At 42.4% G+C, this 12,908-nt stretch carries 12 protein-coding genes; all 12 read right to left on the reverse strand.

Annotated elements, in window-relative coordinates; all coding sequences use genetic code 11:
* Positions 1-11 precede the first annotated feature (11 nt).
* Positions 12-1,184, reverse strand: coding sequence for a nickel pincer cofactor biosynthesis protein LarC (gene larC / locus THEIN_RS03335; RefSeq protein WP_013907288.1), 1,173 nt, complete (start codon positions 1,182-1,184; stop codon positions 12-14).
* A complete protein-coding gene (locus tag THEIN_RS03340) occupies positions 1,165-1,794 on the reverse strand; it encodes a TVP38/TMEM64 family protein (RefSeq protein WP_013907289.1) in 630 nt (209 codons plus the stop codon). The genes larC and THEIN_RS03340 overlap by 20 nt, the downstream gene beginning before the upstream one ends.
* Positions 1,795-1,870: 76 nt before the next feature.
* Positions 1,871-2,902, reverse strand: a complete 1,032-nt coding sequence (gene pstS / locus THEIN_RS03345) for a phosphate ABC transporter substrate-binding protein PstS (protein ID WP_013907290.1) — start codon at positions 2,900-2,902, stop codon at positions 1,871-1,873.
* Between the two features lie 88 nt (positions 2,903-2,990).
* Positions 2,991-3,377, reverse strand: coding sequence for a hypothetical protein (locus tag THEIN_RS03350; RefSeq protein ID WP_148236927.1), 387 nt, complete (start codon positions 3,375-3,377; stop codon positions 2,991-2,993).
* A gap of 57 nt (positions 3,378-3,434) precedes the next feature.
* Positions 3,435-4,679 (reverse strand): hypothetical protein, encoded by a 1,245-nt coding sequence (locus tag THEIN_RS03355; RefSeq protein WP_041434483.1) that lies wholly within the window; start codon positions 4,677-4,679, stop codon positions 3,435-3,437.
* Entirely contained in the window at positions 4,676-5,494 is an 819-nt protein-coding gene (locus THEIN_RS03360) for a cytochrome b N-terminal domain-containing protein (RefSeq protein WP_013907292.1), read from the reverse strand. Before THEIN_RS03360 ends, THEIN_RS03355 begins: the two co-directional genes overlap by 4 nt.
* Positions 5,478-5,876: a QcrA and Rieske domain-containing protein gene (locus tag THEIN_RS11510; protein WP_013907293.1), complete on the reverse strand. Its 399-nt coding sequence runs from the start codon at positions 5,874-5,876 to the stop codon at positions 5,478-5,480. Before THEIN_RS11510 ends, THEIN_RS03360 begins: the two co-directional genes overlap by 17 nt.
* On the reverse strand, positions 5,877-7,223 hold the full coding sequence (gene rlmD / locus THEIN_RS03370; RefSeq protein WP_013907294.1) for a 23S rRNA (uracil(1939)-C(5))-methyltransferase RlmD: 1,347 nt from the start codon (positions 7,221-7,223) through the stop codon (positions 5,877-5,879).
* Positions 7,195-9,525, reverse strand: a complete 2,331-nt coding sequence (cysS, locus tag THEIN_RS03375; protein WP_013907295.1) for a cysteine--tRNA ligase — start codon at positions 9,523-9,525, stop codon at positions 7,195-7,197. The genes rlmD and cysS overlap by 29 nt, the downstream gene beginning before the upstream one ends.
* A gap of 38 nt (positions 9,526-9,563) precedes the next feature.
* On the reverse strand, positions 9,564-10,940 hold the full coding sequence (locus THEIN_RS03380) for a sigma-54-dependent transcriptional regulator (protein WP_013907296.1): 1,377 nt from the start codon (positions 10,938-10,940) through the stop codon (positions 9,564-9,566).
* Entirely contained in the window at positions 10,933-12,174 is a 1,242-nt protein-coding gene (locus tag THEIN_RS03385; RefSeq protein ID WP_013907297.1) for a two-component system sensor histidine kinase NtrB, read from the reverse strand. Before THEIN_RS03385 ends, THEIN_RS03380 begins: the two co-directional genes overlap by 8 nt.
* Positions 12,174-12,527, reverse strand: a complete 354-nt coding sequence (locus tag THEIN_RS03390; RefSeq protein WP_013907298.1) for a MamS/MamX family magnetosome protein — start codon at positions 12,525-12,527, stop codon at positions 12,174-12,176. The genes THEIN_RS03385 and THEIN_RS03390 overlap by 1 nt, the downstream gene beginning before the upstream one ends.
* Positions 12,528-12,908 lie beyond the last annotated feature (381 nt).

The following is a 12,908-nucleotide window of genomic DNA, read 5'->3' on the forward strand; positions in this document are numbered from 1 at the left end:
TTTTCAAAAACTCAAGTTAATTTTCTTGATAAATATGATTCTATTTTTCTTTTTATTTCTTTAATAGAAGAATTTGTTTGCTCTGCTATGTTTTTAAGATCTTCAAATTCTACTTTGAAATCTTTACATGGGAATTTAGCTTTTTTTACCCTAACTTTTCCCCACGGAGTAGATACTTCTTCTATTTGTCGTTCACAACTTATTCTTTTTACTTCTTTTAGGCGCACTCCTAAAGTCTTAGTTTCTTTTAAGACTAGGTAAGTAAGACTTAATACTTTATTAGGTTTAGCTAAAATAAAAAACTTAATTCCTGGACGACCCTTTTTCATATAAAATGGAACAAAGCCCACATCTAATGCTCCTGCCTCTAGAATTTTTTCCGCTACATAAGCCAATTCTTCTGGAGACTGGTCGTCTATGTTAGTTTCTATTTCTACTAAAGTTTCACAGATTAGTTCTTCAAAATTTTCAGTTTTTCCTAAAAAAAAACGCAACATATTTGGCCGGGACTTAAAAATAAAAGTTCCGGTACTAACTCCTATTTTTTCTAAAACCATAGAAGGTAGGGGGCCAAAATTTGAAACAAGCACTCTTAACAATGCTGCTCCAGTTGGAGTAACTGTTTCAGCTTCTTCAGGGATACCCACAACAGGAAGATCTTTCAAAATATTAATCGTCGCCGGGGCAGGAATCGGAATCTTTCCGTGAGAAGTGTCAATGACAGCTCTTCCCAAAGGGATTTCTGAGGCAAACAATCCTTCAATACCCAAAAAGTCAAGGCCGACAAGCACTCCAAAAATGTCAGCTAAAGTATCGTAGGCTGAAAGTTCGTGAAGATGAATTTCTTCTAATGGTTTACCGTGGGCTTCGGCTTCAGCCTCAAAAATGATTTTTAGTATCTCTTTAGCCTGAGTTTTTATAGATTCAGAAAAATCTAGCCTTTCAACCAAGCTTATTAGCTCGTGATATTTTTGAGGAAGAGAACCTTTTTCATAGGCGTCTATCTTTATACGTAAAGCTTTAAGTCCATTTACTTCAACTTTTTCACATTGCCAGTATATTTTCCCTGGAAGCCGAGCGAAGGTCTCATCAAAAATTTCCTTCGGCACCCCAGCTCCGTGCAAGGCAGCGAGAAACATATCCCCAGATATACCGCCTATTAAATCAAGATAAGCTAGGCGCATTTTTATCCAGATACTCGTAAATTATTTTTCGTTTCCAGTAAAAAAGACCTAAAAGTATTAGACTTAAGCCCCCCACTATGCCTAACATAACCCAATTTTTTTCATAAAGAGAAGCTCCCTGTAATACTAAAGCCAATGTCCCGGGGATTCTTCCCAAAACCATGATAACTAAAAACACTCTAAAAGGGATGGGGAAAAGCCCTACAAAATAATTAAGAGAATCTTTCGGAAACCCTGGGAAAAGATAACAAATAAAAATGGCCAAAAGTCCCCTGCGGCAAATAAAAATTTCTAAGCGCCGAAATTGCTTTGAACGGGAAAACTTCTTGGCAAAAAAACGACGAAAATAGCGAGCTATGTAAAAAGCAATTGATGATCCAATGGTAAGACCAATCATAGCGTAGATAAAACCCCAGAAAGCTCCAAAGAGATAACCTGCAATAAAGCCTGTTATCTCTCCGGGAAGAGGAGCTAAGACTATCTGAAGGACCTGAATAAAAATAAAAACCAGCGGCCCATAAGGCCCGTAACTTTCGACGGTCTGTCTTATTACATCGGGTCTATGCCAGAAAACTTCTAAAAATTTTGACCCATCAAGGTTAAAAATCATTAAAACGATTTTAAGACAAGTTGAAAAATAAAAAAGCCCCCATAAGGGGGGCTTTTAAAGGGAGGGATTATTAATTTTAGAGAATAGGTTTGCCGTTATAGGTAACGCTCTTAAGAATCTTCTCTCCTTTATGCACTACAATAGGAGGAAGTTTTCCGTAAAGGAGCTTTTCGTTGTACTGCTGGGCATCGTGGATACACCACCAGAGAAGTTTAACCAATTCTTTGGCACGTTTGTAAGAACGGTTATTATAATTTTGTTCTTTATAGATAATAATCCAGGTAAAAGAAGCTATAGGATAACCATTAGGAGCATCGGTGTTGGTAATAGAACAACGAGTATCATCGGGAATATTTTTAATATTAGCAGCAGCAGAAATAGATTCTAAAGTAGGTTTTATAAATCTTCCAGCTTTATTCTGGAGAGCAGCTACAGGAATGTGGTTTTCTATGGCGTAGGCAATTTCAATGTAGCCGATTGTTCCCGGAATCTTCTTAATATAAGCGGCTACCCCGGGATTACCTTTACCACCCATACCTACAGGCCATTTTACTGTCTTACCATGACCAACTTTTTCACACCATTCTTTGCTAACTTTGCAAAGATAGTCGGTAAAAATATAGGTGGTTCCAGAAGAATCAGAACGATGAGCCACAATAATAGGCAAATCAGGTAACCTTACATCATTAATTTTTTGAATAGCGGGATCATTCCATTTGGTAATTTTCCCTAAAAAGATATCAGCAAGCACTTTGGGAGTTAATTTTAACTCTGTTACTCCAGGAACGTTAAAACCAATGGCTACCGCACCAAGAGTCATCGGAATGTGAAGAATTGGCGCCGGAGCTTTAGCCAGATCAGAATCCTTCATAGGAGCATCGGTAGCCCCAAAATCAACCGTACGGGCCAAAAGCTGACGAATACCACCGCCAGAACCAATAGCCTGATAATTAACTTTTATACCTGTCTTTTTGTAATAAACATTAAACCACTTAGAATACAGGGGATAAGGGAAAGTCGCTCCTGCCCCAAGCAGAGTAAGCTTGGCAGCATGAACCCCTGTAACACTAAAAAGAAACAACATTAAAACCATCAACCATTTACGCATAACGCTTCCTCCTCTATTTTAAAGTTTTGCTCTATAATTAGCGCCTATCTTTGACAAAAGCTCTTCTAAATTGTTACAAATTTTTGACTTAATTCGAATTAATTTTTTCTTTGAAGACGGGACAAGTATTTCCGGGCTTCCAGTTATTCATTACCGGATCAGAAAAATCTTTATGGCAGGGAAGGCATAAGCCCACTCTCAAAATGCGCTTAATCTCTTCTGAAGTAAAAGCCCTTAAGTCTTTGCGCGAAAAATTTACAAATACTTTTCCGTTTAGATCCGTAACCGCCGAAAGCGGGAAATCTAGTCCAAGTAGCTCACTTTCTTTCCTTTCAGCGCTCTCAAAGTGCCACTCACCATTGCCTAAATAGCTGAGAGAACCATAACCAAGCCCCACGGTCTTGGCTGAAGTATGACAATCCTCACAAGTACGAGCCTTGCTCGTAGCGTGAGGGTCCATAAATGACCAGGTCATTCTTTTGAATTCTTTTTTTAGCTTTCCGTCCCGGGAAAGCACACTAACAAAGTCCTGTCACCCGGGAACAATAATTAGCACCTCATCGCCTTTGACACCTAGAGTTGGCTCATCAAGGCGCATATACGAACGAAATTCTTCCCAGGCACCTGGGGTTTCCGTATTGGTAAGTTTGTCTAACTGTTTTTCACGAGGGTCATAACGTATATGACATCCAAAACATTGAGGCACCCGTGGAGCATGACAGGCTTGACAACTAAGCCTTTTGTGCACTGGATGTTCACATTTTATAGGATCAGGAGGCTTAAGCTCATATTTTCGGCCATTTAATCCGGTCAAAATCCATTTTTTTCCTTCCTTTTTGACTCGAGGCAACTTGTTACCTTTACGAGTAATACCTTTCCCTCCGTGACAGGAACGGCAAGTTATCTCCAGGCTTTCTTCAAAATGATTATAGGCTTTCCCATCACCCATAGTTTCGTTAGCCACGTGACAATCCGTGCATACCAACCCGGCCTTGAAATGGATATCCGCGGGGATACGCCGTACAAAACGGCCATCAATTAGTGTTTCCGCCCCAAAGTCTCCATCAGTATAAGGGGTGCCGTAACCTTCGTCTTCATAAAGTCCTTGATAGGTAAGACCAATACGGCCGCTTCTATTGTGGCATCTTACGCAATTTTCCAAGGGAATCTTACGAGTGAGTATTGGGTGTTTGGCTCCTTTTGGGCCTTTTACTAAGTGGCAAGCCACACATCCCCCGCCTTTTTCCGCCAGAAAATCTGGAAGCTTACCCTTTTCCATCCATAAATGACAGGAGCCACAAAGCTTGCGGTAATAATCAAGGGCTAGTGAATTTTTCCCGGTTTTTAAGAGATACTCTACGCTGTCTTCGGGACGATTTTTGGCATCTTTAGGAATTTCTCCCCAGTAACGCAAAAGAACATTTATAATCCCTCTGTTAGTAGCCATAAGGGACTTTTTCACTTTGCCTGGCATTTCTGGATGACATTCAGGCCTCCCGCAAGTTTTTTCCACTACCCGCAGGTCCCCCGGATTTTTTACCATACCCGTATGGGCCAGGTCTTTATCCATGCGCAAGGGATTGCCTAAATGACAAGGGGAACAGCCTACCACTTCCCGGCTGTGGACTTTTTCAGGCGCTTCATCATGGCAGGCCAAACACATCTCCACCCGACCAGAAGTAGTGGTGAACACCTGAGGAGCCCTCTTGCGCTTCCATTCCTTAACCAGAACAAAAACTAAAAGGGCTATACCTAAAATAACAAAAATCTTTCTCATCGATTAAAGCCTACCCACATAAGAAAAAAGTAAACAACATGCCAAGCAAGCAAAATACCTGCTGAAAACTTAGGAAATTTTTTATACCCAAATAAAGCAACCACCGGTATAGAAGGGAAGACTACGCCAGCCCAAAATGGCGGCAAATGCCTGAGAAGCTCTTGAATACCTACAAAAAACCAAGGACCAAGGACAGAAAGGTCCGGCTCAAAAGGCCTCAGAAGTGGTGGGTAAATCAAAGTTAAAGCCGAGGCCAATAAGCCCATGAAAGCCAGATCATATATCTTGATTTTTTTAAGATTAAAGTGCCAACCACAAAGCCCTATAAACAAAAGAAAAGATACACAGATATGGGCGGCATAAATCCTGTGAACTCCTTCTTTGGAAACGGCCATTATAAGATGATTCAAAAAGCTACCTACTAACGGCACTTCAAGCAACAGGCTTTCAGCAATATGGCCGGCAGAAGAGCCTATTTCATCATTACGCACCACATAACCGGAAAAAAGAGCAAATACGGTGAGGGGAAAAGTAACTATTAAAAGGAACCAAGAAAACCAACTTTTGCGGGCATAACTTCTAAGCCTCAGGCTATCTACAATGTGGGCCAACAAAAACAAAAAAGCTAACTGGCCTGTGTAAAAATGAATTCCTCTGATAAAATCACCAAAAGGTAAAACCCCTTCTATACCAACCGTTGAAACAAGAGGCATCTCTACCCTAAAAGGAAAAGCCAGAAAAACTCCACTTATCAGGGCCAATAAAAAAGAATTAGCCGCCGCCCAGGCTATAAAAGGGTTAACCCGGGAGCTCAACGATAAGCCCCCCTTGTTTTTGACTAACAGCTAAAACTTCAAGGTCTTTTTTAGCCGGGCCAGCTATATATTGGCCGCTTTTAGTAAAACGGCTCTGGTGACACGGGCAGATAAAAATTTCTTGCCGAGGATCATAGTTTACCTGGCACCCTAAATGAGGACAGCGCCGCCAAAGGGCAAGCCAGCTATCCTGTTGTTTTACCAAGAAAAAATCTTTAGCCACATATAAATTTTTGTTTTTGAGCTCCTCCCCTTTGACCAACACCTTTTTAGGGGGCCGAGGGAAAATGTGCACAGCCATATAAAGACCGGTAACGGCCAATCCTCCCAAAAATAACTTGGCCCCAATACTTAAAAAGTCTCGACGGGAGCTTTGTTTCATTTATGAAGTTTTCTCCAATAAAGTTACACTTTCAAGGTGAAAAGTCTGGGGAAACATGTCAAAGGCCTTGACAGAAAGAATTTTAAAACCAAGCTTTTGCAAAATCTTAAGGTCTCGCGCGAGGGTGGGTGGATCACAGGAGATGTAAACTAATTTTTCTGAAACCACGTCAGGCAAAAAGCGAAGAATCTCTTTGCAGCCTCCCCGTGGGGGATCTAGTAAGGCCAAAGGAAAAGAGCGAGCTTCTTTGAAATAATTAATCAGGGCCTCTATGGCCGAATACACTTCAAAGGTTACCTGGGAAAGCCCCCACAAAGAGGCATTTTCCTGAGCATCGGCAATGGCCCGGTGGTCAGTATCAACACCTTCTCCACAATTAGTCCCGGTGGCCAGTGGTAACAAAAAATTCCCTATTCCACAATGGACGTCTAAAATTTCCTGGCCAGAGGCAAGGGGTAAAATCTCTTTCAAATAGGCCATAATATTGAGATTAATCTCCCAGTTAGCCTGGACAAAGACTCCAGGAGAGGCCCAGAAAAATACATCTTTTTCGGTACCGGCAATTTGTTTGGGTATAGGCATACGCCGGCGACCCCGGTCTTTGGCGTCTTTGGGGAATGGGCCTACCGGATTTCTTCCACGAATCCAATAATAAATAGCTTTGAGCACCGAAAGTTCTTCATAAATTTCGGCCAGATCCTCTTCACGGGGAGCAAGTTGACTCCAGAAAAGGAGCACCACTTTTCTTTCCGCCAGAGAAAGGGCCAGGTTCACTCGTTTAACATAAGGATGCAGGCGCTTCCAGGCCGGTATATCAGGGAGTTTTTTGATTACCTCGTTAATTTCCGGTGCAGCCAGAGCACATTCCCTAACCGGAACCAGATCATGAGAGCGACGCTTCAAAAAGCCAAGGGCCCCTGTTTCCTGATGCACGTGAAATTGCAGGCGGTTACGGTAAAAAAATTCTCTTGGCGAAGGCACAATACCTGAGACCAGCTCCTTAGCAGGAAGCTTTCCGGTGCGCTCAAGGGTTTCACAAAAAATAGAAAGCTTTTCTTCTAGCTGCCGCGTGTAAGGCAGATGTTGAAACTGGCATCCCCCACAAGAAGAAAAATACGGACAGATCGGTTTTCTGCGCTGAGGATCAGGCTCAAGGATCTCTAAAGGCCTGGCGAGCGAGTAGTCTCCAAGCCTTTGCGTTATTTTTATATGAACTTTTTCGCCAGGAATAACATCAGAGACAAAGACCACCTGGCCGTCAGGAAGCCTTGCCAGCCCCTCTCCACCGTGGATGAGCTTTTCAATAACTACTACGGCTTCAGGCTTCATGGTCAAAAGCCGCAGCAATAGGTCCTCGCGGGGTATCTATGACCCAAAAACCCTGCTTTATCAGTTCTTCGCGCAAGCGGTCAGCCTTTTCAAAAAGCCCTTTTTGGCGGGCTTCTTCTCGGCGTGCTAAAACTTCTTTAACTTCAGGTTCAGCAGCGATTTTCGCCTCGCGAATAATGGCCAAAACCTTGTTGACCTTGCTTAAAGCCTCTTTGACCTTCAATGTATCATCTTCGTCAAGACCTTCTCGGCTAAGTACTGGCTCAAGCCGATTGGTAAACTCAAAAAGAGCCGCAAACGCCTTGGAAATATTCAGGTCATCGTCTAAAGCTGCTTCAAAACATTCTAAAAAATTCTCTACAGTTTGGGCCACGGGAAAATCAGTCTGCCCGCTAGGCTCTCGCGCCAAAAACACCATAAAAAGGTCAAGCCCTTTTAGGGCTTTAGCCGCTTCATCTAGGGCTTTAAAAGAAAAATCAAGAGGCTTGCGATAATGAGTGCGCAAAAGAAAGTAGCGTATTCCCCGCCCAGAGTACCCCTTGGCCAAAAGCTCCGGGATAGTAATGGCGTTTCCGGCAGAAAAAGACATCTTTTTGCCCTTACGAGAAACAAGAGCCGAATGCAGCCAGAAACGAGCCGGAATTTTTCCCGTAAGGGCGCGGGCAATGGCTATTTCGTCTTCATGGTGAGGGAAGATAAGATCTGTTCCGCTAGTATGAATGTCAAATTCCTCGCCGAGATACTTGAGAGACATGGCCGCACACTGGATATGCCAGCCTGGACGCACCTTACCCCATTCGGTTTCCACATAAAACCCTTCTTTTAGTTCCTGAAGAGAAGCCCTCTTAAATAGGGTAAAATCAAGCGGATCGTCTTTTTCGTAATCTTCAAGGTCAACAGTTGCTCCAGTTTTTAATTTGGTAAGATCAATTTTTGAAAGAAGGCCGTAGTTTTTAAGTTTTGAAACATCAAAATAAACTGACCCGTGTCTTACGTAAGCAAAATCTTTTTCTATAAGACGACGAGTAAGTTCAATCATCTCCTCTATATGTTCACTGGCCCGCGGGTAAAAACTCGCCTGAGAAATATTGAGAGTTTTAAGGTCTTCAAAAAATTCATGAGCTACTCTCTGAGTTAGTTCTTTTAAAGGAATTTTATTTTCTAAAGCAGCTTGAATAGTCTTATCATCAAAATCAGTAAGGTTAACCACGTGAGTCACTTCATAGCCTTTGTATTCAAGATAGCGTCTCAAGAGGTCAGCTGTAATCATACGACGGTAAAGCCCAAGATGAGGCCTTCTATGAACAGTAGGACCACAGGTGTAAATACCCACCAGGCCTTCCTTTAAAGGCTTAAAGGCCTCTGTTTTTCTCGTCAGGGTGTTGGTAAAACGTGGCCCTTGTTTGGGCAGGTCTTCAAAGTCCCAAAGGGACGTAGAAAGATAGCGCTCACCCCCATCAGGGAAGATAACGACTATTACACCTTCGTCTATGCGTTTAGCCAGCTCAAGGGCCCCGTAAAGAGCGGCCCCTGAACTCATGCCCACAAAGATACCTTCTTCCCTGGCCAGGCGGCGAGTAAGCTCAAAAGCCTCTTCATCAGGCACGTTTATGATTTCCGCAAGAATCTTCTTATCAAAAATGCCCGGCGGGTAGGACTCTTTCATATTTTTAAGGCCCTGCAAACGATGGCCTGGTAAAGGCTCAACCCCTATAACTTTTGCTGGGAGATTTTTATCTCTGAAAAAACGGGCCAGGCCCATGAGGGTGCCTGTAGTCCCCATACCGGCTACAATATGGGTTACTTTACCCTCGGTGTCTCGCCAAATTTCAGGTGCTGTACCGTAATAATGGGCCTGCCAGTTGGCAGGATTATTGAACTGGTCGGTAAGATAATATTTATCGGGATATTTACGGGCGAGTTCATAGACCGCTTCAATAGCCCCGTCTGTTCCCTTTTCCGCAGAGGTGAGCAAAATCTCCGCACCAAAGGCCCGCATAATTTTACGGCGCTCAATGGAAGCTGCCTCACTCATGGCTATTAAGCAACGGTAGCCCTTAACTGCTGAAACCAGCGCCAGGCCTATGCCGGTATTTCCGCTTGAAGCCTCAATGATAATCTTCTCTCGGGTTAGCTCTCCAGATTCTTCAGCGGCTTCTATCATAGAAAGGGCAATGCGATCTTTTACCGAACCGCCAGGGTTTACGGCTTCAATTTTTCCGTAAATCTGGACTTTGGGGTTAGACCTAAGCCTCCTGATAGGAACCAAAGGGGTATTACCAATGCGGTCTAAAATATTTCCATATTTTTTTCTGGCCATAATTAGTCTTTATAAGCGAAAAATAAACACTAGCCAAGTTAATCTTCTCCGGCCAGGCCATATTTAGCCAGTTTGTAACGCAACACCCGCTCAGATATTCCCAAAAGTTCGGCGGCCCTTGTCTTTATCCCCTGGGCCTCTTCCATGGCTTGTTTTATACGATCTTTTTCGAGGAGGGACACTGCTTCTGGTAAAGGTAACGTGTAAAAAAGATCCGTCTTTTTCTTTTCGTTTTGCAGCTTCATGGGTAACGGGAATCCTTCAAGGGTGATTGCCTCTCCTTCTTCAGTTAAAATAACCGCACGTTCAATCAAGTTTTCAAGCTCCCGTACGTTTCCAGGATAATGATGAGAAAGCAAAGCATCGAGCGCTTCTCGGCTAAACCCCTGAAGCGTTTTTTGGTGTTTTTGGGAAAATTTATCTAGGAAATACTGGGTAAGGGGCAAAATATCTTCGCGCCGTTCTCTTAAAGGAGGAATCCTTATAGTAAAAACATTTATCCGCCAGAAAAGATCTTCGCGAAATCTGCCTTCTTCCACCAAAGTCTCGAGATCTTTATTGGTAGCGGTGATAATCCTTACATTTACTTTGGTTTCCTTGGTCGCCCCTATCCTCCTAATAAGGCCTTCTTGAAGTACCCTTAATAACTTGGCCTGTAAAGAAAGGGGCATATCGCCTATCTCATCAAGGAAAATACTTCCTCCATCAGCCATCTCAAAAAGCCCGGGCTTGGCTTTGTCAGCTCCAGTAAAAGCCCCTTTTTCATGACCAAATAGCTCTGACTCAAGGAGCCCCTCGGGAATAGCGGCACAGTTCACCTTAATAAAAGGAGCATTTTGCCTGGGACTTAAACGGTGAATAAGATTAGCAATAACCTCTTTGCCTGTCCCCGACTCGCCTAAAATGAGAACCGTAGCATCAGTTGAGGCCACTTTGGCTACCAGACGCAATGTATCTTTCATCTTAGGGCTTTCGGCTATGATATCCGGCACATCAGGTGGCGAAAGCTCTTTTAGCTGGGCCCTTAATTTTTCCACCTCACGCACTAGGCGAAGCTCTTTCAGGGCCTTTTCTATGATAAAAATTAGTTCCTCAAGGTTTACCGGCTTGGTAAGGTAGTGATAAGCTCCGCCTTTTATAGCCTCTACCGCCCGTTCTACCGTAGCGAAGGCGGTAAGCATTATTACTTGGGTAAGTGGTTGCTTTTCTTTTAGCCATTTTAGAAGGGAAAGGCCGTCTTCATCAGGCAGCTTCCAGTCAAGTATGGCCAGGTCAAAAATCCGTTCTTCAAGGAGTTTTTTGCCTTCAGCGGCGTTAAGAGCACAAGAGACATCAAAACCTTTATGCCGCAAGTAATCTCCAAGAATTTTGGCCTGAGGTTTATCATCTTCTACAATAAGAATTTTGCTATTCATGGGCTTTAGGAAAATAAATTTTAAAAACGGTACCTTCTTTGGGCTTAGAAATAAAAGATACTCGGCCACCGTGGGCTTCGGCAACCTTACGCACTAAATAAAGCCCTAAACCAAAGCCATTTTCTTTAGTAGTAAAAAAAGGCTCAAAAAGTTTATTTTGAACAGAAAAAGAAACCCCTTCTCCGCTATCTTTTACGTAAAAACATACCTCTTTATCTAAAATCTCATAACCCAGTTCTATAGTTCCGCCAGCAGGAGTGGCCTCTATGGCATTATGTAACAGATTCTCAAGGGCCCTGAGACACCATCTTTTATCTATCCAAATGGTTGCCGAAGGTCCTTTTTCTACAATGAAAGTCAAGCTAAGGCGCTCAATCTTTTCTCTGAATTTTTCTTCTAGCTCTTCAATTACGTCTAAAACGTCAATTTTTTGGGGCCTTGTTTCAAAACCCCGAGTATAAGAAAAAAGCTCACCGGTAAGTTCCGTAAGCTTTTGTGCTTCGTTTTTTATCATATCAATTATTTCAGGTGAAAGTCTTCTAGTTTCACTCATGTACTGAAGGCCCATAACAATACTATTTAAGGGATTTCTTATCTCATGGGCCACCATGGCTGACATTTTACCCATAGCCGCTAGTTTTTCTGAAGCCAAAAGCTTTTCTTCCAGTTCCTTTTGGCGGCGGGCAAACTTTTCCAGATAAAAAAGGCCTGAGGCCAAAAGCGCCGTTCCCGCTATTAAAATACAGGCACTCAAAAAAATGAAATTGGCAAAGGCTTTGTGGGCAAATTTTATATCAAGGCCAAGGAGGAGAAAAAATTCTCGATCAGGTAGGGCCTCAAATTTTTGACAAACATACCTGACATTTCCTCTATTAAAACCCTGGTAGCAACTCTTAAAAACCGTTTCCGGCAAAGACAGGTTTTGCGGAAAGGTATTTAGAAGGATTTTACCTTTTTCTTTTACTAAAACACCAACCAGTTGAGGCTGACCTTGGAGTTCATCTGTTAGCCAGGCTAAATCTTTCAAATAATCAGGAACATCCGGTAATAATGCGATGGTTTCAACATAAGCGGTAAGGCGAGCTTTAAGAAAATTTAAAGTACTTCTAGCTTCTCTGGCCATGCTTTTATCTAAAAAGTGGCGGAAATAAAACCCTTCAATAACAATAGCCAGTATTAAGACTCCAATGGCTAAAAAAAAGGTAGTTTTGTAGCCTAAAATTTTTTGTGACATTATCTTTCTGTACGCCAAAGAGGCTCGCCACATTCATTCCGAATACGAAAAACGCCAAAGTCTTGACTAGAGATGACAATGGGAAAAAGTAAAAGACCTTTTTGAATGGCTACAATCCTAACATGCTCGCCAACCTTCAAATAAAAACCCTGTTTTTTCCAAAACCAATAAGGACCAAGGCGCACATGATAAATATTGCCGTAAGAATCTCGAACTAACGCAATGGGATGCTTAACCGCCACCACCTCACCAGTAATAATAACCTGAGGTAGCCCATCACAGGGGTTCTGGGCAAAAACCGGATTACCTATAATGGATGACAAAAGAATAACTATCGCTAGCGAGTACATCATATCTTTCTAATATAGCACATTTTATACCATATTAGATAGTTTCATTTTCTTTAACTTTATTTACTTAGGCAACTTTCTACCCCTGACAATAGCGAATAAAAAAGCCTGAGAGGATTTTATCGAAAAATTCGCTAATGATTTAGACGCTAGAAGCGTCAAGATTTTCAAAAAATTCGACAAATTTGTCCCTGTTAGAAAAGACTACTTTAATAATCTAGGCGTTTTTAAATAACAAAATGTCATAGTGGGCAAACGTAATCGCCACGCCAAAGTAACCCTTCACTGTCACTGCGAGGCCTCGTTAGAGGATGAAGTAGTCTCAGAGATTGCTTTCTATTCCGTGGTTTGCAAAATACATGTCACATTTTTTTCATAAAACGG

This window comes from Thermodesulfatator indicus DSM 15286 (assembly GCF_000217795.1).
GTDB classification, from domain to species: domain Bacteria; phylum Desulfobacterota; class Thermodesulfobacteria; order Thermodesulfobacteriales; family Thermodesulfatatoraceae; genus Thermodesulfatator; species Thermodesulfatator indicus.

Bases quoted from the DNA above. Each gene is read 5' to 3' on its own strand.
- larC (WP_013907288.1), bottom strand. From the start codon at position 1,184: ATGCGCCTAGCTTATCTTGATTTAATAGGCGGTATATCTGGGGATATG.
- THEIN_RS03340 (WP_013907289.1), bottom strand. From the start codon at position 1,794: ATGATTTTTAACCTTGATGGGTCAAAATTTTTAGAAGTTTTCTGGCAT.
- pstS (WP_013907290.1), bottom strand. From the start codon at position 2,902: ATGCGTAAATGGTTGATGGTTTTAATGTTGTTTCTTTTTAGTGTTACA.
- THEIN_RS03350 (WP_148236927.1), bottom strand. From the start codon at position 3,377: ATGACCTGGTCATTTATGGACCCTCACGCTACGAGCAAGGCTCGTACT.
- THEIN_RS03355 (WP_041434483.1), bottom strand. From the start codon at position 4,679: ATGAGAAAGATTTTTGTTATTTTAGGTATAGCCCTTTTAGTTTTTGTT.
- THEIN_RS11510 (WP_013907293.1), bottom strand. From the start codon at position 5,876: ATGAAACAAAGCTCCCGTCGAGACTTTTTAAGTATTGGGGCCAAGTTA.
- cysS (WP_013907295.1), bottom strand. From the start codon at position 9,525: ATGGCCAGAAAAAAATATGGAAATATTTTAGACCGCATTGGTAATACC.
- THEIN_RS03380 (WP_013907296.1), bottom strand. From the start codon at position 10,940: ATGAATAGCAAAATTCTTATTGTAGAAGATGATAAACCTCAGGCCAAA.
- THEIN_RS03385 (WP_013907297.1), bottom strand. From the start codon at position 12,174: ATGTCACAAAAAATTTTAGGCTACAAAACTACCTTTTTTTTAGCCATT.
- THEIN_RS03390 (WP_013907298.1), bottom strand. From the start codon at position 12,527: ATGATGTACTCGCTAGCGATAGTTATTCTTTTGTCATCCATTATAGGT.